The sequence below is a fragment of the Lysinibacillus sp. G01H genome, from assembly GCF_028872195.1.
In the GTDB taxonomy this organism is placed as follows: Bacteria; Bacillota; Bacilli; order Bacillales_A; family Planococcaceae; genus Lysinibacillus; species Lysinibacillus capsici.
The window spans coordinates 1,903,513-1,922,823 of sequence record NZ_CP118397.1 but is presented as its reverse complement, the minus strand read 5'-3'; the positions used below and the strand labels follow the sequence as shown (position 1 = coordinate 1,922,823).

Sequence of the window (19,311 nt, the reverse complement as noted above, 5' to 3'; positions counted from 1 at the left end):
ATGATTTCATAAGTCCGCCTTCTTTTCCCTCTTTTTCACTGCTACCACAGCAATCAATACCATCCCAAGCTTCACCACCCCAATAATGGCATACAGACTAAACGAAAGAATCGCTGGGAATAAGACGAACCACCACGACCATGTAATCACTTCTGTTAGCTTTAATACGACAAAGACAATAGTCAACACCTCTGCAATGCCCATCTTTTCACCACCTTACTGCCCATTCTTGACTATATAGGAACCATATACCTTACGATAAGGAACATCGCAGGAAACATTTTCACTATTTTTTCTAAATCATACAACAGGAGACAGTAAGATGACGAATATTTTTGTAAAAAGCGAGTTTGCCCCTTTAAAACGAGTTGTCATGGCGCAATCGGAATTTGCTTTTCCAGCTAAGGAGGCTCCACCAGATGATGAATTTTTAACAGAAGAAACTTTAGCTCTTTATGCAAGCGTTGATACACTCGGTAAAAATTTTAATGAGGTATTCCCAGAAAGACAGCAGCAATGGGAATTAGAACGAGCAAATTTAAAAAAAGTATTAGAAAAATATGGGGTAGAAGTACAAGTACCAAGACGTTTAACAGACTATGAAAAAGAAGTAGGAAAAGAAGATGGCTATAGCAATTTCTTTGTTCGCGATCCCTTTTTCACTATCGGCCATTTCTTAATCGAGGGCTCCCTTCGATTCCCACATAGACGCAACGAAATTTTGCCCGTACGCAATCTTTTAGTACAGGAAGCAAACGAAAATCAATGTTTCTATGTCTCCATTCCAAAGCCTGATATGGCAGATGGTTTTGATTCTGAAGCTGGCCCGTTTGATAGAGGGCGGCGATGTGTTAGTGTTAGATAAAACGATTTTCGTCGGAAATTCAGGACTAGCCTCCAATAAAAATGGTGTGCAATGGTTGCGTAATTTAGCAAGTAACTTTGATTATACGGTGGTTGAAGTGCCACTTCATCCAACCATTCTTCATCTTGACTGTGCGCTTAGCCTCGTTAGAGAGGGTCTAATGATTGTCTGCGAGGAAGCACTCATTGATGGTATTCCCGAACAGCTAAGAGATTGGGATAAAATTCACGTTTCCCTAGAGGATGCCGCAAAACTTGCTACTAACGGTTTACCTATTAATGAAAAAGTCTATATTACAGACAAAGAATTTACATGGATTGGCGAGCAGTTAGCGAAGAGAGGTATCACCGTAGAATCTGTTGATTTTACGATTTCTCGAAGCTTAGGCTTAGGCGGTTCTTTTAGATGTAGTACACAACCCCTATTACGCACGGATCTCTAGCAATTATCTCTCCCACTAAAAAATAGTATGAATAATGAGCAACCTGAAATGGCACATTACTTGTAGGAGGTGGACAAGAAATGTCTAGAATTATTGGTGTGGAACAATCATTAACGAACATCGAGGATGCTTTAAAAGCACAAGGCTATGAAGTCATCCAGCTTCGCAATGAAGAGGATGCGAAAAAATGTGATGCTTGTATTATTACAGGTCAGGATCGTGATGTCATGGGAATGAGTGATCCAGTTATGGAAGGTCCTGTGATTGATGCGGATGGACTATCGGCAAACGAAGTCGTTGAACGCGTCCAAAAATATTTCCACTAAAATCATTAGTGCTGTCTTTACGTCATTTTGACGAGAGCAGCACTTCCTACATACTAAATGGTCTCTACTTATAATACCTTGCGTTCTTGTACAAACTAATATACACGAACTTCAAAAAGTAGGGAGATATATGAGCCAAAAACAGATTGCAATTGTTATTTTAATGCTGACGACTACACTACTGCTATCCGGCTGTTGGGATGTAACAGAGCCACAACGAATGTATTACGTACAAGGTGTGGGGGTTGACTATAAGGATAATGAATATACAGCATACTTACAAATTATCAACTTTGCTAACGTAGCGAAAACAGAATCAGCTAACCCTAATGCAGCACCTACCGAAATTGGTCAAGCCAAGGGTAAGACAATAGAAGAAGCCATTTACAAATTGTATCGTTCAATGGACCAAGAAGTATTTTGGGGACATATGACCTTTCTTCTCTTCTCAGAGAGTGCTATGAAAGCTGAACATGCGATTGCGGTTATTGATACTTTTCTACGCTTTCGAGAGACAAGATATCATATTTGGGTTTACTGTACCCAAGATCCTATTGAGGATGTTTTATTAGTTTCTCCATTGTTAGAGAAATCACCAACTGCCGCCAAATTAAGTAATCCTAAAAATACAGCGAAGCAGGAGTCATTTGTAGAGCCTGTTACTTTAAGACAGCTCGTCATTGGCTTAAATGAGCCCAACCACGAAATGAAAATTCCTTATGTAACCGTCAACGAAAACTGGGAGACAATGGATGGCCCCAAAAAAGAAACCTTTTTTGCTGGCGTTGGTATTCTTTCAAAGGATAGTTTTAAAGGCTATATTAAAGGCAAATCTGCACGTGGAATAGAGTGGATGAATGATGAAACAAAGCAAGGAGAAATCACCGTCGAATTAGAAAATAATGAAAAAAGTGATTACTTAACCGTCGATATTAAAAAGCTAGATGTTAAAGTCAAGCCAATTGTGAAAGGTAATGATGTAAAGTTTGAAGTAAATTTAAAGTTCGATACGATTTTAAATGGTTTTAAAGGGAAGCTGACACCCAATCAGGTAAGAAAAAAAGTAGAAAAAGCCGTCAAGGAAGAAATCCTAACTACCTTTGAAGAAGGACTAAAAATAGATGCGGATATCTTTCGCCTATCCGAATATCTCTATCGTAGTAATGTAAAGGCTTGGAAGAGATTAGAGAAGGATGGCAAAATTCCTTTAAGCAAAGATTCCATTAGCAAAATCGATATTCATATTAATAAAGTAAGCCCTGGCCGTAAAACATTTGCAGAAACGATTACTGAATAATAGGTAGAGACCATCCAAAATGGCATGGTCTCTTTCTTATGGCCATCTTGTCATGCTCTATTAATGGAAAAGATCTAGGAAACTTTTAACAGACAGGAAATCAAGACGATGATAAAAAGGTTTGGAGGAATATTTTTGGCGAACAAAGAAGCTATATTATGTAAAATAACGGTAGATCGAAGCCTTGTGCTAGAATTAAACAATTGGAATGGGACAATCATTAAACCTCCAAACCTCTAGAGAGTATTAAATTTGGCAAGTTTATTAGGGCTAAAGATCCAATACGTTTTATAGTTCAAAGAAAAATGGACCAGCACTTGAGACTGGTCCTTCTTCCTGTATTAATGGTTTGTTTTCTTATTAAGAATGTAATCCCGGTAGACTAACAGAGCGACAAGAAGGAAGCTTAGGCTAACAAGTCGGAAAATCATTTCTACACTTATCCACTCAGCTAAAATCCCTAAGATAAATGCGCTCATACCGACCCCAACATCAAAGCTGGAAAGAAAAGTGGCATTGGCTGCACCACTTTTGGCTTCACTTACTTTTTGAACAGCCCAAGTTTGTAGGCACGGCATAATGGTGCCATAGCCTGTACCAAATAAAATCGCAGCGAAAATCAAAGTGAAATTATTTGTAGTATAGGATAACACGATTAATGATAGAAAACCGAAAATCGCTGACACAATAATGATCGACCATGGTCCATGCTTATCAAACCATTTTCCTGTAAATGGGCGTATTAAAGTGGAAACAAGTGCGTTGATAAGAAAGAATAGAAAAATATGCTTTAATCCCTTTTGTTCACCAAAAAGAACTAAGAATGTAATAATCGCGCCAAAACCAAGCGTCGTCACAACAGTCAATAATGCCTGAAACCTCACTTCTTTTTCAAATATCGCTTCCATAAATCGAAATGGCTGCTTATCATTTTGAGTAGGTGCCGTGGAATGCACAAATGAAAGCATTATGATCGCAAATAGACTTAGTAAGGCTGACGACCAAATCAGCGTGTGAAAAGAAAAAGTACTGTAAATAAGGATCCCGAGACTTGGTGCAACAATCGCTCCCACGGTTGTGGATACCGAGAAATAGCCCATACCCTCTCCTAATCGAGCTTTAGGGATACTATCTACAGCCATTGTACTATTGGCTGTCGTGGATACACCCCACGCTGTTCCATGGAAAAGTCGAAGTAATAGGAAAATCCAAATCGTGTGAAGCAATGGATACAGCATTGTAATTATTAGTAATGCTATACTTGCCACAATCGCTAGTTTTTTCCGCTTATGATCCATTAAATAGTACCCTACAAAAGGTCTTATCGTAATGGCACCTAGTGTAAATACCGTCGTCACCAAGCCTACTTGCATCGGATTGGCGTTTATGCTTAATAAATAGGCTGGTAAAATAGGTAATAGCATTTCAAATCCTATAAAAATGAAAAAATTACTTATAAATAGAAAAAGAAATGATGAAGTAAAAATTGGCTGTTTTTTCATAGTTAATTCCTCGCTTCTAATTATTTTTCTAAATTAGAAGCGCTTGGAACACTGCAACATTCCTTAATTGTCTTAGTTTTTTTAGCAATTAACTCACCCTCTCTCCGTTTTATCACAACAAAAAAGACGCCATAAAACCGGCGTCTACCAATCACTTTGTATGGTTAAAAAGTCATTTTTCACACTTGACTAACAAAGGCAAAAAGCTTCCGGTTACTACTTTCACTATGCTGTTTTCTTAAAAAACCACAGACTGATCCCTTTGAGCCTAAATCATCTAATTGTAAAAATGTCTTTACCTCAATCGCCGTTCTTCTGAAAATCGTTTCCATGACTTTTGCCTCCTCTCTCAAGATCAATTCATAGCTTACTATAATTTAATACAAATTTACCATAAAAGCAAATGCAACGTTGAAACTATGTATTAGACGCAAAATATTTTCCACGCATCGACTATTTATAAAGTTCTTTCCTTGTCACCGTCAATTAATTGAACATGCACCTTGGAGGAGCTACCTCCCTCTATATGATTAGGAACATCTGTTAAATCAAGTATTTCCTTTAGATGAATAGCTTTTTCACGATTGGCCTCGATGGTCACATGATATGGCCCTGCTATATTCATCAGTGAATTCATCCGCTTATCGCCTTTAAAAAAATCCGTATCGATAAATTGTAAATCAAAGGATACAGCTTCATTGCTTCGATTATGTAAGACAATGGTACATTCCCCATTCATTAAGTCTTTTCTCACCATATCAAAACGACATTCTCCATCCCCTTTGTATGAAATGGCCATAATGCCACTAGCAAAGGTTTCTTGGTATGCTGCGATGAGCAAATGGGGTAAAAAAGAATAGAGTAATACTACCATGACAAATATTCGAAAATGATATTTGTTTATGCTCCTAAGTAGTAAAATCATAGCAATTATAAATAAAATCGAGCCAAAGATGCCAAGTAACACGTATCCATCCTGTGTTTCGATCGGAATTGACATGAAGGTAGTATGTGCCATCATCGCTTCATTGTAAGGATACGGAAAAAACAGACACATACAAATACCCAACATAACGATTGACCCTATAAACGTCTTTTTATTGTTCATCATATGCTACCTCCTTTCTAAGGTAATCCATAATATGCACATACCAAATTTACCATATTCCCCCTAAATAAGAAATGAAGCCTATGAAAAACTTCTATTTTAAAAATAGTCAATCCGTCTCTAGGCTGAGATGTAGCACCATCTATAGGACATTTCCAAATTTAAGGTAAATTGCTATAATTAAGCTCCGAAAGGGAATTACAAGAAGAAAGAGGGTGCCATATTGGGTATGAAAATAATTTGGTGGGCTGTAAATATTGTATGGTTGTTGATTTTTTCTGGCATCGCCGTATTTATTGGGGCAAGAAATGTTGATGGTGCAGGGATTGTGCAAACACCTGAAGTGAAAATGGTGTCATTCATTATTTTGGGCATCATGTTTCTAATCGTTGTGCTTGTGCAATTAATTTTTCTTTACTTTATTAAAAAAAGCACAAAAGCTCATTATACGAAAATTTCTTAAAAAGAAGCGAGAGGCTATTTTAGCACTCGCTTCTTTTTCACCTTGATGCACATAGCTCCCTAAAATTACAGCCACGACAATGCCATTTTTCTTGTGTTTGTTCAAAGTCCTCGAGGTCTACGGGCTCGTTGGAAAAAATATCAGCCTGATACTTTTTCATTTCTAAAACGCTGCGCTGAAACGTATACAAAATATTCTCCATATCGATGTCTGTAAAACTATATTTCTTGCGCTTGCCTGTTAATAAATATTCATTATAGACCTCGATTTGCGCTAGAGACACACGGTATTTTTGCTGAACATAGTAAGCGTAGAGGGCTAATTGCTGACGGTCATCATCAGATTCTCCACCGGTCTTCCAGTCAACAATAATCCATTTATCCCTCAATTCATCATAATAATGAAAGTCCATAACAACAAATACCTGAACATCTTCTATTTTCATGGAGCGGAATTGCTCTGGTTCTCCGATACGGAGAGAGCCTTTTTGTGAGGTGATTTGCTGGAATGTTTCACTCATCAAAAAATGATTAAAGACAAGTCGTAAACGTTCTTTATAGTCTTGCACCAGCTCAGGAGAAAGGGTGCCATGATAATAGATTTCCTGCATCATATAATACTTATTCGGTTTTTGCCTCCAAAATTCAAGACGACGAGTGGAGTCAATAAAGGCTGCATTCAGCTGTCCGCGCCCCAATTGAATTAGCTCCTCTACAGTTGGAGCTTTTCCTGTTTGTAAATAATCATTAATGGCCTGCTCAATGTATCGATGGACAATTTGCCCAAATAAAATAGGCATCGATTGCAGCTTTTTTAAGCGATACACCTGTTGATGATATGGCTCCACATTGTAACTGAGCCACCCGTTATGTGAAAAGTAATATTCATAGCCGTATTTGCGGGCGCAGCTTGTCAATGTTTTATGACGCGATAGCGACCACGAAAAGGTTGGATAGGGTGAAATTTCAAACAGGACAATCACCTCCTAAAACTGATGGATGAAATCATAAACAAGCTGTATGATCAGCACAATCGTTACAATGCGCAGTAAAAGCTTTACCTGATGTGCTTTCACTTTTCTGGCTAGCACAAGCCCAATCTGTGCACCAATCGTCGAGCCAATCATTAAAATAAGTGTTAAGGGCCATTCGATTTTCCCTGTAGCAATATAGGTAATCGCTGCTCCTGAGCACATTGCAAATACCCCTACCCGAGATAGCCCGACTGCTTTAATATAGGAAATTTTCTCATGTGCATATGTATAAAGCGCCAATGTACTACTGCCAGGACCAAACATACCGTCATAAAAGCCAACCCCAAGAAGGATCGGACCGTTTTTTCGATTCATCGTAAAACGTTCCTTGTCGCCAAAATCAGCTCCACCCATAAAGGACATGACAAGCGCAAAGCCAAGTAAAATAATAGCAATGAACGTCAATGATTTACTACTCATGAATGAAGCGAAAAGTCCCCCCAATGTACCTCCGATTAAAGAGACAAGTAACACCGAACGCATTTCATTCCATGCTAATTCCTTACGTTGATAAATTGTATAAAAGCTTGAAAAAGCACTCACCATATTGGACACTTTATTTGCGCCAATAGCAGAATGGACGGGTACTCCCATTAGCATCATCGTTGGCAAGGTAATTAAGCCACCACCCCCAACTAACGTACCAATGACATTCCCAATGATGCCAATTAGTAAAAACAATAAGTATTCCATAATATCCTTCTTTCTCTAGCACAAAAAGCAAACATTCTATGATACAGTATAACAGATTGTTATTATCAATGATGATGGAAATGAGGAGCAAGGATGCATATACAACAAAAAACACCCACACCACGCTTTTGTCACCAGTTAACTGTTATTGTGGCGACTATTTTTTAGCTGGTATTACAGCTACACTTATTCAATATGGCAAGCTCCCAGCCACGATTCCTGTCTTGCAAAGCTTTACGAGTGACCATGCCCAATTCGGTCCAAAAATCGCTATTTTTTATTTACCCTTTGTCGCTCTTATGCTCTTTCTACTTTTACACTATTTAGAGATAAAGGCCGCTTATCCTGTGATGCGTAAAAATAAAGCACCGCTATCCCATAGACAGCGACAAAATGGCATCCTAACGTTTTGTCTCATCAAAAATAGTATTCTATTGTATTTTACCTACTCCCTTTTCAATGATCTTACGGTGGCTTTAGGACGCGAACGTATTTTACAACAATGGCATGCTTACCTATTTTTACTGCTGTTATTTGGCATCTTCATGATGGGTATTGTGCGAGGCATTTTGTTGGATAAAAAAAGTTAATGTAAAAAAAGAGAGCATGTTTTAACAATGAACATGCTCTTCTTAGACTAATTATTATTCAATGGATGTCATTAATTCATAAAAATACTTTTTCTCCTGCGTCTCATAAAGCTTATACCAAGCATGTAATGTTTCTGGTGTAAAAACATCGAGCAGCCTCAAAACATGGTAGGCAAAATTCAGCGGTGCAATGCCAGATGCCGTTACTAAATTCCCCTCAGTTATGGCTGGCTTCTGTTTAAAATATTCATCCCCCATATAATGTGGACAAAGCATCTTCAAGTATTCGAGATCGTTGCTCGTATGTTGTCTTGTATCAAGCAAACCAAGCTTTGCGAGACCGAACGTTGCACCACAAATTGCAGCTATGAAAACTTCTTCGTTCAACGCTTTTGAGACTTTATTCAATACAGGATCATGAATAGATTCTAGCCATGTATTGCCTCCTGGAAGAATCAAGACATCCATGCTATTCAAGTGACATTCAGCAACGGCAATAGTTGGAAGTATGGTGATGCCACCCATTGTCGTAACAGGACTTCTATCAATCCCTATAGTTATCACCTCTAAAGGCTCTAGCCCCTTTTTAAAATACCTACCTGTATTTAATTCTGCCATTAAATACCCTATCTCCCAATCTGCCATCGTATCAAATACATAAAGATACACTTTTCTTGTCTGCATAATAAACACTCCTTTTATTGAAACTATGCTTAGTATAAAAAAACTTTACTGACATTCTCCGTCAGTAAAGTTTTCATTTCCATAAAAATGTATGAGCTCATATAGAACGTCAATTATCTTTTGCTTTAGACTTATGGGTTCTACTACTTGGATTGATTTTCCATAGGGAAAAAGTAAATAGGGTACATATGTATGGAGTGCTTCCTCATCTACTAAAAATATTGCGTTCTTATTGGTGCGTTCTTTGAGGTGATACTTTAAAAACCAATGCTGACTGATTGCATCCACAGCACTTGTCTTTCCACAAATGATGAAGGGCACAAGCTTCTGTTTATGTTCATCTTGGGGAAAAAGGCTATCCATAAAAAAATCACTGGCAGAGAAAGATTGTGGTCGTTGGAAGGGAATGACGGTTTGATGCAGACTGCTAATTCGGCCTACTTTAAAAGTACGGATTTCATTTCTTACATGACAAAATGCAACGACATACCAGTTTTGATTCCAATAAACCAAACCATATGGATTAACCACCCTACACTTAGATTGCTCTTCATTATTAGTATGGTATTCCATTTCTATAGAGGTTTCCTTTACTATACTCTCTTCTAATTTTTTTAATAGTGGCTCCAATGAGGTTTCTGTTGGACCGATTATCTCGAAACCTTGTAAATGCTGTTGAATCATTTTTTCTTGCTCCTGATTTGAATACATTGTAAGCTTTGCTGTTGCACTGTTTAATGCCTCATCTAAAAAATAACCAGCTTCTTTTGCAAAAATAGAAGCATGAAGTAATGCCGCTTTCTCATCAACATCAAAAATAAGAGGACTTTTAATAAAATTATTCAACAGGGTATATCCCCCATGATGACCTGTTTCAGCTATAATTGGCACACCACTGGCAGAAAGTGAGTTAATATAGCGGTAAACGGATCTGATATTTATCTCTAATTTTTCAGCAATTTCTTTCGCAGTAATTTTCCTACCTGAATTCAACATCCATAAAATCTGCATCATATGATCTATTTTAGACAAACATTTCCACCTCATTGAATTTATGATTTCTGACACAAAATCAGGCTACCTGATACTATTATCAAGTAGCCCTTCGATTATGCCTTTACCAATTCATCTTCCATTTGCTTAAAATTATGTATTAAAGCGTATTTCTGTATGCCACGTGCTTGTTGGATGCTGTCATCTGCGAATTGGCGGAACTTAGCCTGATCCTTTATTGTATAGGCATAGATGGCTTCAATTGCAGGTTGCATCCACGGCTGTGTTAGTTTATCACTTCTCATATCGGCTGATCGACCTTCAAGCGCAGCGATATAGCATAGTGCATAGCTAGTTAAAGGCTCCTTATCAATTTGTCTTGCGGCTGCTTTAGCAGCTCCAAGATTCTCCTCCATAATCGCCTTAATAAAGAGGTAATTGTACTTAATAGCTGGCTGCTTATAATGATGGATGATGACATCGATTGCCTGAATCTGTTCCTCTTTTGTCCCGTAAGCTGATGCATAGAGAGCAGCAAATATAGGCTCTTTTCGATGATTTTTTACCCATTGATCTACCTGCTCCATATTGTTTGTGCGATATAAAATATGTATATGGCGATAAATCATCCCTACCGCAATTAATGCAAATATTCCAAGTGAGATGGATAGACGAACACCCGCTAAGGACAGCGTCAATGCCAATAAAATAATAGCTAAATAAAAGAATGTTAATTTAACAATTTTCATATTACCTCCTACTGTAATTTCCTACGCATTTTACGAGAAAAGATATAACCTGCCCCTATAAAAAAGATAAGAGCCATCACTTTCATAATAGGAATAATAAACAGCTTGCTAATAACGACTACAACGAGGATATAATAGACAACCATCGCCAGTAAAAATAATGTCAGCTTATTCACGAGGTTCCCTACTTTCCTTTAGTGCCGCCTCAATCGCTGCTAAAGCTTTTGGACCCATTCCATGAAGATGAGCTAATGTAGAAAGCTCAACTCTTTCTAGCTGCTTCAATTCTGTATAGCCCGCGGCATGTAATGCGCGAATTGCTGGTTTTGCTACTCCCTTAGGCCACTCTGTCATGCTTGCACGTCCCTTCACGAAAAAATCTTCTCTGCCCTATTATGCAAGTGACAGCAAAGAAATGCAAATAAGTCAAAATATAAACATATACAAGCACGCCGCTATGAAATTTACGATACTATGGATACTCCAGCTAGCAATAATAGAGCCCCCAGCAATTCGTTCATTCACCCAGCCCATCACATAGCCAGCAAGCGCTGTTGTAAGCACAACTAATAAGATTACATGAAGCGGAAGCACCGACCATAGCATGGCACCATGAACACAGCCAAAAACAAAACTTTGCACGACATTACCTACTTGAAAGCCAAAAGTCTTCATTACTCTCTTTAATAAAAAGCCGCGAAATAATAGCTCCTCTGATAAACCTGTTTGAATAATGGCATAGAAAAGCGCTGGAATGACTGCCGTCGCTCCAAGTCCCACGAATTGATTCGCTGCTAGTAAGGAGCGATCAATATAGAAAAAGATTAGCGCAAAGCTCGGTACAAACAGCGCGAAAATGGAGAGTACAATGTACATGGCATACCTTCCCTTGTGCAACACAATCGGCTTTTGCAATCCTATCCACGTTAAAAAGGGCTGTTTTTTTCTCGCTGTGCAAAGCCACCAAATAAATGGAATCACCGAAAATAACATCACTTGCAAAATGGCACTAATTAAACTATTCATCATCTTATTTCCCCTCCTGTTTACTACAAGCATAGAAGAAAGCACCATTATTTTCAATAGTAATTTAATGATAAACATTAAATTGTTTATCTTTATTATTAATTTTTAAATGCTTTACATAAAAACTGCTGTCTACGGAGGTCTCCTTTGTCTTTTCAGTTATTTTCATTTATACTCTATTACAGACATTGAAGGTCTGTAATAGAGACATTAAAACACTGGAGGCTATCACAATGGGTACATTATCTACACATTTATTAGAAAAGGCACGAACTTATGAGCAAAGCACGCGGATATCAGTGCCTGCCTATGACACATTATTTGCCGTGACACAAGCCTATTTCCGCATGCATTTATGGGAACAAGAAGCTTCCCTACTTGTTGTAGGAGCTGGTGGGGGCAACGAGCTTTCTGCATGGGGACCAACAAACCCTAAATGGAAGTTCACTGGGGTTGACCTATCTGAGGAAATGCTCCAAATCGCACAACATAAAGCCGTACAACTCGATATTGAAAGTCGCGTTCAGCTACTACAAGGAACAATCGAGCGCTTGCCACAATCAACACCGAAATTCGATGCAGCAAGCTGTATCCTCGTTCTTCATTTTATTGAAGATCGACAGGAAAAACTTCATCTACTGCAAAACATTCACAAGCACTTAAAACCTGGAATGCCCTTTGTCCTCGCATGTGCCTACGGAGATCGAGAAAGTGACGAACTACAAGATCGCATCAAAATATGGCAAAGCTACTTTTTAGATGCCGGCTATACAAAAGAAAAGGTAGATAGCATGGGCAAGGGCATCATGAATATTTCCTTCCTCTCCGATCAAGAAATCCAACAGCTATTAAGTGAAGCGGGCTTTCAAAACATTACCCGCTTTTTCTCCTCAGGTCTCTTCTCAGGATGGATGAGCCACGCCTAAACACAAAGCCCCCTCCATTACACAATAAATGGTGGGGGCTGAAGTTTAGATATAAAAGGGTATTGAGCGTGCTCTTCTTCTGATGGATCACTTTCTCCTCATGTTTGAGCGGGTTCTCCTTCAGTTGGATCACTTTTCCTCATGTTTGAGCGGGTTCTCCTTCAGTTGGATCACTTTTCCTCATGTTTGAGCGGGTTCTCCTTCTGATGGATCACTTTCTCCTCATGTTTGAGCGGGTTCTCCTTCTGATGGATCACTTTCTCCTCACATTTGAGCGGGCTCTCCACCAACTCCCATCACATCGAAAAAAATCACCAATAAATACTGTAATAATAAACAGTTTCATCAACCGTCATGCCCATTTTTTCATAGAGCTTCTGTGCTTGGACATTATCTCTGGCGGTTTCAAGCATCATGTAACGAGCACCTTCCTGCTGACAATAGGCATAGCATTGCTCCATCAACGACTGTGCTATACCTTGTTTTCTGGCTTGTTCCGCCACAAATAAATCATTTAAGAGAAACGCTCGTTTCATAGCTACAGATGAAAAGACTGGAAACAATTGTGCAAATCCAACTGGCTTCTCCTCCAAATATGCCAGAAAAATAATAGACTCTCCTCCCATCACTCGCTCCTGTATAAACTGCTCGGCTTGCTGTAAATCAGATGATTGTCCATAAAATTCACGATAGGCATTAAATAATGGGACTACTTCTCCTATCGTTTCCTGTGTCACCTTACAAATTTTCATGTTATGCTCTCCATTTCCTTTTGATTGTCCTTCTAGTATGATGGTAGTAAATAATCTGACATTTCAAAAGAAACAGTTCCAAACATTTTAACATGTCAAGGTGGTGCCTTATGGACGATTTTATCTTTCTATTAACAGAAAAGGAGGCAAAATATAAGCAAGTGTATCAGCAAATTAAAGTACTTATTACGCAAGGTACACTTCAAACAGATGATTCCCTGCCCTCCATACGAAAACTTGCAGAAACTTTACAGGTCAGTCGTAATACTACATTAACCGCTTATGAACAGCTTGTCGCAGAAGGATACATACGTGGGGAGGGACGAAAAGGCTATTTCGTCAATGCACTAGAGCAGGTTTTTCTAAAGGAGCAGGAACAGCCCCCTATGACACAGCCAAAAAAGAAGGTTGCATCCTATCTTGTAGATTTTCGCGCAGGGGCTGTCGATCAGCAACATTTTCCCATGAAAACATGGCGCCAAATTGCCAATCAAGTATTACAGGAATCAACCTGTTACGAATATGGAGAACTGTTTGGAGAATCAGTGCTAAAGGAGCAGCTTGTGCCGTATTTACTACAAGCAAGAGGGGTTTATACAACGAGCGACAATATCATTATCGGTAGTAGCACACAGCAAATGCTCTTGTATCTTGGCTTTTTACTAAAAGATTCTTTTCCAAGCATTCTTTTGGAAGACCCTGGCTATGACGGTGCACGTGAAGCCTTCCAGTTACATCACTTCGAAATAGAGTCACTACCTGTAATGGAAACAGGAGCTCAACTTGATATACTCCAAAGCTGTCAATCACGCTTAATGTATGTCACCCCGTCACATCATTTCCCATACGGAGTGTCCATGTCTATTCAGCAGCGACAGACCTTAATACAATGGGCTCAACAAGTCGATGGTTATATTCTAGAGGATGATTATGATGGAGAGTTTCGCTATACGCAACAGCCATTTCCTGCCCTGGCCTCCATCGACTCATCAAGGGTAATCTATCTCGGCACCTTCTCAAAATCGTTTTTACCAGGTGTGCGTTTAAGCTATATGGTGCTACCAAATGCACTTGTTCAGCCATATAAAGAGCGTTTTGCTCACTTTGAACAAAATGCTTCGTCCCTCCATCAACGCACTATGGCCCAATTTATGGCGCAGGGAGAATGGACACGCCATATTAAACGAATGCGTTTGACCTATAAACAAAAAATGCAGCACCTTGTACAGGAGCTACAACGACATTTTGGGCAGCAAATATCCGTGTTAGGCGAGCAATCAGGCCTCTATGTATTAGTGAAAATAAAGTCTCCACTTTCCGAGCAGCAGCTAATCCAACGAGCGGCGACTTACGGTGTGAAGGTTTATCCGACAAGCCCCTTTTTTATCCATCAAACAAATAAGGAACCAATGCTGCAATTAGGCTTTAGTAAATTAGCGTTGGAAGAAATCAAGCTGGGGATTGAGCTGTTAAAAGAGGCGTGGCAGCCATAACCGTCAACGTTATGGCTTTAACCCCCATACCTCTTAAAAATAATCAATAAATGTTGGGATACCCACTGGTAAAACCGCCTCAAGCAATGCAATTTCCTCTGCACGTCCCTGTAATCGTTCAATTTTTTCTAAATAGGTTGGACGTTTGTAGCCTAACAGCATGGTAGCCAGTGTTTGCACTGTTAAATGCACAGCATTCGCGTTCAACGTCTCACTTACCTTCTGCACAGCAAGGTTTCCATCTTTCATTTTGATGATGTAGGTACCATTATTCCATGCCACAGTGCGATCACTGACAGCTAGCTGAAGCTCGAAATCCTGACCGATAAATGGATAGCGCAGTAAAAATTCTTTGACATCGACGATTCTTGCCATGAAATAAGGTGATACCTTTTGAATAATTTCGCTGTCCTCTAATAGAAAGGCTACCGCTTCATTTCCGGTTGTTTTCCCGTAGACATTGTAGACCATCGAGCTGTGAGCCGAGACGAAATTCCATAAACCTTTACGAGCCTCTTCCTGCAAATAGACGATTTCATCAATGTAATAATTTTCCTCCATAATACGATAGAACATATAGCCCTGCGCCACATCTTCTTCATCATAGTAGACCGCTGCCTGAAGGTTCACATCACTATCTATAAATTTCTCCTCCCAGAAATCCTCCTGAAATTTCTCGTTCCAGGCAATACTATTGCGCACCATTACGCCATGCGTTTTCTGTGCATAGCGTGCGTAGATATCCACCACATCCTCATGCTTCGGATCAACTCGGCGAATTTTCCCATTAAGACCAGCATAATGAGGAAGCTGTGTATCCTTCACTTGAAATTCCACAATATCACTCATAATTTCCCATCCCTTTTTGCGGTAATAAGGAATAGAATATGGAAATAAATAGGATATATACTGTCCTTCATTTCGCATACTTTGCAGACTTTCAATTATCAAGCTCTCCATTAAGCCATGTCCTGAATATTCAGGGTATGTCCCAACTGCTGTGATGCCACCCATTTCATAAATCTTACCATGCACATTCACCTCAAAAGGCAAACTTAATATTTGCGATACAAGCTGTGAACCATCAAACCACCCGATAGCATGCTCTTCATTAAATTGCCTACTCTTCGCATTCACAAAGCGACGATCCTTGTGAATGGACATTGACATTTGAAAGACATAATTCAGTAAATCAATGGACTGTGCCATTTCATCTAATCGGATTTCTCGCATGATTAAGCCTTTTCGTTGATTCATGATTCTCTCTCCTCATCAAATAACTCTCTTAATATAGACTGTGGCGCATCTAAAAAGCGTTTGGTCACGATGTAATGTATGGTATCCTCATAGCGAATGGATTCAATTTCTCCTTGATCAAAACTATAAATCGTTGCATTCGGATAGCCAAGCAAAATGGGTGAGTGTGTAGCAATAATAAATTGTGCCTCATGCTCAAGGTCCTTCATTATTTTCAGCAAGCTCAGCTGCCTCGTTGGTGACAATGCCGCCTCAGGCTCATCCAATAAATAAATGGCTTTACCCTTAAAGCGATTCATAAATAACGCAAGAAAGGATTCACCATGAGATTGGTGGTGTAGAGATTTCCCACCAAAAGCGTTGTATCTCCTTGGATCTTCTATCAAATCAATATGACTGGCAAATTGATAAAATGTTTCTGATCGAAGAAAAAACCCATTCGATATTTTCGGCAACCACGACAAACGGATATATTCCCCCAATGAAGATTCCGCCTTATGTACTTCATATAAATTTTGACGACCGCCACCAGCCGTATTGAAATCGCAGCGATCAGCAATCGCCTCCAGTAATGTTGATTTCCCCGAACCATTTTCCCCAACAAAGAACGTCACATTCGTCGGGAACTCCAGCTCATGCAAATCCTGCAAGCTTGGAATATTAAAAGGATACTCCTGTTTATTGGGAATCGTATCCTGTAACACCTTACATGATTTTAAATACATTTTATTTCCTCCTTACTCTTATTATAACGAACATCCCCCTAGCTGAAACGTAATCCACCCACCTGTTTGATTGAAATGTCACCTTTTTATGTAGCCACCCGAGCCAGCCAAACATAAATAGCCTAAAACAGCTGACGAAGTCCCTACCATTTTCACAACTCGCTATGAGATATTTCCCGAGAAATAAATAAAAAACATGTCGAAAGTTGTAATTTTTACCTGTAGTATCATGTCATATTTTTGATTTTTTTATAAAATAACTGGACATTGACCTCCTCTCTAACTGACTGAGTGAATGATTTCCCCGCAACATGCAGTAGTGCTTCCATAGCAATTTTATTTCGCTGTGGCTTGCTAAATGATTGTTTCTAATAAGTGGGGTGCCTCTCTTTAAGATCACCTAGACTTCCTTTCTGAGGGGATATTTTGGATCACTTTCATTACTAAATTAATCCGATTCAAAAAAAGGCTCAATACCTATTTCTTTTAACAATAATCCCCAATTACTTCTTTTATTTGCCAAATGTTGTTTAGGTATTAAAATTTCTTCTCTTAATCGCTGAAACAAATTCGGGTTATGCTCTGGAAACCATTCTTCATAACTGATCCCTTGATTTAATTCTATTTTTATTAAAAATAAAACAATATCTTCAAACATATAAGGAAATTCTTTCTCTATCTGCTCATGATGTGCTAACAGAGCATAAAGATAATCTTTAAAACGATAAAATCGCTTCTGGTCTAATGGATTTGAGCTCCATTTCTTATTTTCCTCCCACTCTTGTATTGGCTGAAATATCTGAAGAGAACCTGTTTCCCAAGTACCCAGCATACAAGTAAATGCAGCTATAGCGTACTTTCTCGTTTCATAATCTGGATCTCCAAAATATTTATAGTATTCCTCCCGATACTTACCAAAATTTCCGCTAGTATGATAACCTCCAATAGCAAAACCCTCCAACCCCCGTTTTGCTTGTTCGATGATATTATTTGTCATTCTTCTTTCTCGCCCCTTTTTCTAAATTTTTTGTCATGGTTAGTAGAATAACAATAACCTGTCATAAAATTCCATAGTTATTTTAACATAAATATCTAACAAAAAAATCAACTCACCTCTTAATCAATCTATCGAGGTAAGTTGATCTAAAATTAAACTTCATCAAAATAAATCAGCCTTCTTCACAATGATCAATTTATTTAACTATATTTTTTAGAAACTACAAACTCAGTAATTGGCATAGTAATCCAAGCAAGTCCTATGACAATAACAAGTGGAATATTCTTAATATCATTTAAAGCGGTTACTCTTTCTGAGATCACTAAAACAATAACCATAAATAACAGTAAAAGATAGTAACTAATTTTTGAACTAACAAGTGTTATATGTTTTTCTAACTCATCTTTTTTTCCTTCATTTACTCCGTTCATTTCTCCCCAAGTAATGGACTGAAATAAAAGACCTATTCCTAAGAATACAAAGAAAATTGTCGCTGCACCAATCATTTCTTTCGTGATCCATTCATATACACCGTAACTACCAATAGAAACAATAATAACTAAAGAACCGATTAAACTTACCTTTTTTGTAATCGTCACTTTTTCTCATTCCTTCCATATGTAAAAATAAATAATTCTTCTATAGGAGCACTTAAAATATAGGACAAAGTAAAAGCCAATTCCAAACTTGGATCATATTTATTATTTTCAATGGCATTAATGGTCTGCCTTGTCACATTGCATAACTCCGCTAATTTACCTTGTGAGAGGTTATTTTTTTCTCGATATACCCTTATTTTATTTTTCATTTCTAACACCACTCCGCTCCTAGCTTGTAAAAGATCTTTTACACCATAATATTAAGGTAGGACAAATAAGGTGTCAAACATATTTTACACCCAATTATTTTATTAGCTTTATCACATAGTTTTTTGTTATTTACTATGTCGTGAACCAAAATACTTCAGGTTTAAAAAACTGTACACCTAGAGACCCCTTTCAATTTTTAATTATCTTAAGCATCTAGTCGTTGTTCTTCATTTTTTGATCACCACCTCCAAAGTTCTAACTATTATCCCTTGCTCATAAATTGAGTAACAATCAAAAGTCAGAAGGAGAATCGCGATGTTTGTGACTCATTATTACGAAAACAAGACGTCCGTTTTAAGTCAATTGCTCGTCAAGCTACCTACTGTGGAAGAAAATATTCGCATTAAAGGGCGTAAGGCAAAGGTGTTGGAGGTACTACAAGTTGATAACAACAATTTTCATGTGAAGATATTGTTCGAAAAAATCCCTAAAAAGCAGCCTCTTAAAGAGCTTGGAAAGAAAAAGAGATAATCGACTAAAACATGGTTTATTCCCTTAAATTTCGGGAATAAAATAAGTAA

Annotated in this window: 27 protein-coding genes; 9 read left to right on the top strand and 18 right to left on the bottom strand. The window is 38.3% G+C overall.

Annotated elements, in window-relative coordinates:
* Positions 1-6 precede the first annotated feature (6 nt).
* Complete coding sequence (locus PSR12_RS09435) at positions 7-204, bottom strand: transmembrane Fragile-X-F protein (protein WP_221683196.1); 198 nt, start codon at positions 202-204, stop codon at positions 7-9.
* A gap of 118 nt (positions 205-322) precedes the next feature.
* On the opposite strand from PSR12_RS09435, the gene PSR12_RS09430 reads away from it, so the two are divergent.
* The 4 genes from PSR12_RS09430 (at position 323) to PSR12_RS09415 (ending at position 2,930) form a co-directional block, all read left to right on the top strand.
* Positions 323-865, top strand: a complete 543-nt coding sequence (locus tag PSR12_RS09430; protein ID WP_274772842.1) for a hypothetical protein — start codon at positions 323-325, stop codon at positions 863-865.
* Positions 849-1,307, top strand: a complete 459-nt coding sequence (locus PSR12_RS09425; RefSeq protein ID WP_274772840.1) for a dimethylarginine dimethylaminohydrolase family protein — start codon at positions 849-851, stop codon at positions 1,305-1,307. Before PSR12_RS09430 ends, PSR12_RS09425 begins: the two co-directional genes overlap by 17 nt.
* Positions 1,308-1,387: 80 nt before the next feature.
* Positions 1,388-1,633, top strand: coding sequence for a YkuS family protein (locus PSR12_RS09420; RefSeq protein ID WP_257521943.1), 246 nt, complete (start codon positions 1,388-1,390; stop codon positions 1,631-1,633).
* 130 nt (positions 1,634-1,763) lie between these two features.
* Positions 1,764-2,930: a Ger(x)C family spore germination protein gene (locus PSR12_RS09415; RefSeq protein ID WP_221683195.1), complete on the top strand. Its 1,167-nt coding sequence runs from the start codon at positions 1,764-1,766 to the stop codon at positions 2,928-2,930.
* A 341-nt stretch (positions 2,931-3,271) separates the two neighbouring features.
* Here PSR12_RS09415 and PSR12_RS09410 read toward each other — a convergent pair whose 3' ends face one another.
* From PSR12_RS09410 to PSR12_RS09400, 3 genes are all read right to left on the bottom strand, one after another.
* Complete coding sequence (locus PSR12_RS09410; RefSeq protein ID WP_274772836.1) at positions 3,272-4,432, bottom strand: MFS transporter; 1,161 nt, start codon at positions 4,430-4,432, stop codon at positions 3,272-3,274.
* Positions 4,433-4,611: 179 nt separating this feature from the next.
* On the bottom strand, positions 4,612-4,764 hold the full coding sequence (locus PSR12_RS09405) for a hypothetical protein (protein WP_274772834.1): 153 nt from the start codon (positions 4,762-4,764) through the stop codon (positions 4,612-4,614).
* Between the two features lie 125 nt (positions 4,765-4,889).
* The gene (locus tag PSR12_RS09400) at positions 4,890-5,543 is read right to left on the bottom strand and encodes a hypothetical protein (RefSeq protein ID WP_274772832.1); all 654 of its coding nucleotides are present in this window, start codon (positions 5,541-5,543) and stop codon (positions 4,890-4,892) included.
* A gap of 226 nt (positions 5,544-5,769) precedes the next feature.
* Here PSR12_RS09400 and PSR12_RS09395 point away from each other — a divergent pair, with 226 nt between their 5' ends.
* On the top strand, positions 5,770-6,003 hold the full coding sequence (locus PSR12_RS09395) for a DUF3923 family protein (protein WP_255601735.1): 234 nt from the start codon (positions 5,770-5,772) through the stop codon (positions 6,001-6,003).
* 37 nt (positions 6,004-6,040) lie between these two features.
* Here the strand turns inward: PSR12_RS09395 and PSR12_RS09390 are convergent, their stop codons facing one another.
* Both PSR12_RS09390 and PSR12_RS09385 read right to left on the bottom strand, forming a co-directional pair.
* Positions 6,041-6,976 carry a PD-(D/E)XK nuclease family protein gene (locus PSR12_RS09390; RefSeq protein ID WP_342456130.1) on the bottom strand — a complete coding sequence of 312 codons (936 nt, stop codon included), beginning with the start codon at positions 6,974-6,976 and terminating at the stop codon, positions 6,041-6,043.
* Between the two features lie 12 nt (positions 6,977-6,988).
* Positions 6,989-7,729, bottom strand: coding sequence for a sulfite exporter TauE/SafE family protein (locus tag PSR12_RS09385; protein ID WP_274772828.1), 741 nt, complete (start codon positions 7,727-7,729; stop codon positions 6,989-6,991).
* Positions 7,730-7,767: 38 nt separating this feature from the next.
* Here PSR12_RS09385 and PSR12_RS09380 point away from each other — a divergent pair, with 38 nt between their 5' ends.
* Positions 7,768-8,319, top strand: coding sequence for a DUF1648 domain-containing protein (locus PSR12_RS09380; protein ID WP_274772826.1), 552 nt, complete (start codon positions 7,768-7,770; stop codon positions 8,317-8,319).
* 54 nt (positions 8,320-8,373) lie between these two features.
* Here the strand turns inward: PSR12_RS09380 and PSR12_RS09375 are convergent, their stop codons facing one another.
* The 6 genes from PSR12_RS09375 to PSR12_RS09350 form a co-directional block, all read right to left on the bottom strand.
* A complete protein-coding gene (locus PSR12_RS09375; protein WP_274772824.1) occupies positions 8,374-9,003 on the bottom strand; it encodes a type 1 glutamine amidotransferase family protein in 630 nt (209 codons plus the stop codon).
* Positions 9,004-9,048: 45 nt separating this feature from the next.
* Positions 9,049-10,035: a helix-turn-helix transcriptional regulator gene (locus tag PSR12_RS09370; protein ID WP_274772822.1), complete on the bottom strand. Its 987-nt coding sequence runs from the start codon at positions 10,033-10,035 to the stop codon at positions 9,049-9,051.
* 77 nt (positions 10,036-10,112) lie between these two features.
* On the bottom strand, positions 10,113-10,745 hold the full coding sequence (locus PSR12_RS09365) for a hypothetical protein (RefSeq protein WP_257521934.1): 633 nt from the start codon (positions 10,743-10,745) through the stop codon (positions 10,113-10,115).
* Between the two features lie 8 nt (positions 10,746-10,753).
* The gene (locus PSR12_RS09360) at positions 10,754-10,921 is read right to left on the bottom strand and encodes a hypothetical protein (RefSeq protein WP_016993359.1); all 168 of its coding nucleotides are present in this window, start codon (positions 10,919-10,921) and stop codon (positions 10,754-10,756) included.
* The gene (locus tag PSR12_RS09355) at positions 10,914-11,099 is read right to left on the bottom strand and encodes a helix-hairpin-helix domain-containing protein (RefSeq protein WP_202341883.1); all 186 of its coding nucleotides are present in this window, start codon (positions 11,097-11,099) and stop codon (positions 10,914-10,916) included. Before PSR12_RS09355 ends, PSR12_RS09360 begins: the two co-directional genes overlap by 8 nt.
* Positions 11,100-11,171: 72 nt before the next feature.
* On the bottom strand, positions 11,172-11,774 hold the full coding sequence (locus PSR12_RS09350; protein ID WP_221683186.1) for a CPBP family intramembrane glutamic endopeptidase: 603 nt from the start codon (positions 11,772-11,774) through the stop codon (positions 11,172-11,174).
* Positions 11,775-12,004: 230 nt separating this feature from the next.
* Here PSR12_RS09350 and PSR12_RS09345 point away from each other — a divergent pair, with 230 nt between their 5' ends.
* Positions 12,005-12,697, top strand: a complete 693-nt coding sequence (locus tag PSR12_RS09345; RefSeq protein ID WP_274772818.1) for a class I SAM-dependent methyltransferase — start codon at positions 12,005-12,007, stop codon at positions 12,695-12,697.
* 311 nt (positions 12,698-13,008) lie between these two features.
* Here the strand turns inward: PSR12_RS09345 and PSR12_RS09340 are convergent, their stop codons facing one another.
* Positions 13,009-13,449, bottom strand: a complete 441-nt coding sequence (locus tag PSR12_RS09340) for a GNAT family N-acetyltransferase (RefSeq protein ID WP_257521932.1) — start codon at positions 13,447-13,449, stop codon at positions 13,009-13,011.
* 110 nt (positions 13,450-13,559) lie between these two features.
* Between PSR12_RS09340 and pdxR the strand changes: the two genes are divergently transcribed.
* On the top strand, positions 13,560-14,942 hold the full coding sequence (gene pdxR, locus PSR12_RS09335) for a MocR-like pyridoxine biosynthesis transcription factor PdxR (protein WP_221683183.1): 1,383 nt from the start codon (positions 13,560-13,562) through the stop codon (positions 14,940-14,942).
* A 33-nt stretch (positions 14,943-14,975) separates the two neighbouring features.
* Here pdxR and PSR12_RS09330 read toward each other — a convergent pair whose 3' ends face one another.
* From PSR12_RS09330 to PSR12_RS09310, 5 genes are all read right to left on the bottom strand, one after another.
* A complete protein-coding gene (locus tag PSR12_RS09330) occupies positions 14,976-16,199 on the bottom strand; it encodes a GNAT family N-acetyltransferase (RefSeq protein ID WP_274772815.1) in 1,224 nt (407 codons plus the stop codon).
* Positions 16,196-16,924: an AAA family ATPase gene (locus tag PSR12_RS09325; protein WP_036081249.1), complete on the bottom strand. Its 729-nt coding sequence runs from the start codon at positions 16,922-16,924 to the stop codon at positions 16,196-16,198. The genes PSR12_RS09330 and PSR12_RS09325 overlap by 4 nt, the downstream gene beginning before the upstream one ends.
* A 448-nt stretch (positions 16,925-17,372) precedes the next feature.
* A complete protein-coding gene (locus PSR12_RS09320) occupies positions 17,373-17,921 on the bottom strand; it encodes a hypothetical protein (protein WP_274772812.1) in 549 nt (182 codons plus the stop codon).
* A gap of 200 nt (positions 17,922-18,121) precedes the next feature.
* A complete protein-coding gene (locus PSR12_RS09315; protein ID WP_221683180.1) occupies positions 18,122-18,520 on the bottom strand; it encodes a hypothetical protein in 399 nt (132 codons plus the stop codon).
* Positions 18,517-18,729, bottom strand: coding sequence for a helix-turn-helix transcriptional regulator (locus PSR12_RS09310; protein ID WP_221683212.1), 213 nt, complete (start codon positions 18,727-18,729; stop codon positions 18,517-18,519). The genes PSR12_RS09315 and PSR12_RS09310 overlap by 4 nt, the downstream gene beginning before the upstream one ends.
* A 316-nt stretch (positions 18,730-19,045) precedes the next feature.
* On the opposite strand from PSR12_RS09310, the gene PSR12_RS09305 reads away from it, so the two are divergent.
* Entirely contained in the window at positions 19,046-19,261 is a 216-nt protein-coding gene (locus PSR12_RS09305; RefSeq protein WP_274772809.1) for a hypothetical protein, read from the top strand.
* Positions 19,262-19,311: the final 50 nt, after the last annotated feature.

Coding starts and splice junctions, on each gene's coding strand:
- PSR12_RS09385 (WP_274772828.1), bottom strand. CDS start 7,729: ATGGAATACTTATTGTTTTTACTAATTGGCATCATTGGGAATGTCATT.
- PSR12_RS09330 (WP_274772815.1), bottom strand. CDS start 16,199: ATGAATCAACGAAAAGGCTTAATCATGCGAGAAATCCGATTAGATGAA.
- PSR12_RS09350 (WP_221683186.1), bottom strand. CDS start 11,774: ATGATGAATAGTTTAATTAGTGCCATTTTGCAAGTGATGTTATTTTCG.
- PSR12_RS09435 (WP_221683196.1), bottom strand. CDS start 204: ATGGGCATTGCAGAGGTGTTGACTATTGTCTTTGTCGTATTAAAGCTA.
- PSR12_RS09395 (WP_255601735.1), top strand. CDS start 5,770: ATGAAAATAATTTGGTGGGCTGTAAATATTGTATGGTTGTTGATTTTT.
- PSR12_RS09375 (WP_274772824.1), bottom strand. CDS start 9,003: ATGCAGACAAGAAAAGTGTATCTTTATGTATTTGATACGATGGCAGAT.
- PSR12_RS09405 (WP_274772834.1), bottom strand. CDS start 4,764: ATGGAAACGATTTTCAGAAGAACGGCGATTGAGGTAAAGACATTTTTA.
- PSR12_RS09310 (WP_221683212.1), bottom strand. CDS start 18,729: ATGAAAAATAAAATAAGGGTATATCGAGAAAAAAATAACCTCTCACAA.
- PSR12_RS09400 (WP_274772832.1), bottom strand. CDS start 5,543: ATGATGAACAATAAAAAGACGTTTATAGGGTCAATCGTTATGTTGGGT.
- PSR12_RS09305 (WP_274772809.1), top strand. CDS start 19,046: ATGTTTGTGACTCATTATTACGAAAACAAGACGTCCGTTTTAAGTCAA.
- pdxR (WP_221683183.1), top strand. CDS start 13,560: ATGGACGATTTTATCTTTCTATTAACAGAAAAGGAGGCAAAATATAAG.
- PSR12_RS09410 (WP_274772836.1), bottom strand. CDS start 4,432: ATGAAAAAACAGCCAATTTTTACTTCATCATTTCTTTTTCTATTTATA.
- PSR12_RS09345 (WP_274772818.1), top strand. CDS start 12,005: ATGGGTACATTATCTACACATTTATTAGAAAAGGCACGAACTTATGAG.
- PSR12_RS09380 (WP_274772826.1), top strand. CDS start 7,768: ATGATACAGTATAACAGATTGTTATTATCAATGATGATGGAAATGAGG.
- PSR12_RS09420 (WP_257521943.1), top strand. CDS start 1,388: ATGTCTAGAATTATTGGTGTGGAACAATCATTAACGAACATCGAGGAT.
- PSR12_RS09320 (WP_274772812.1), bottom strand. CDS start 17,921: ATGACAAATAATATCATCGAACAAGCAAAACGGGGGTTGGAGGGTTTT.
- PSR12_RS09430 (WP_274772842.1), top strand. CDS start 323: ATGACGAATATTTTTGTAAAAAGCGAGTTTGCCCCTTTAAAACGAGTT.
- PSR12_RS09365 (WP_257521934.1), bottom strand. CDS start 10,745: ATGAAAATTGTTAAATTAACATTCTTTTATTTAGCTATTATTTTATTG.
- PSR12_RS09415 (WP_221683195.1), top strand. CDS start 1,764: ATGAGCCAAAAACAGATTGCAATTGTTATTTTAATGCTGACGACTACA.
- PSR12_RS09355 (WP_202341883.1), bottom strand. CDS start 11,099: ATGACAGAGTGGCCTAAGGGAGTAGCAAAACCAGCAATTCGCGCATTA.
- PSR12_RS09325 (WP_036081249.1), bottom strand. CDS start 16,924: ATGTATTTAAAATCATGTAAGGTGTTACAGGATACGATTCCCAATAAA.
- PSR12_RS09340 (WP_257521932.1), bottom strand. CDS start 13,449: ATGAAAATTTGTAAGGTGACACAGGAAACGATAGGAGAAGTAGTCCCA.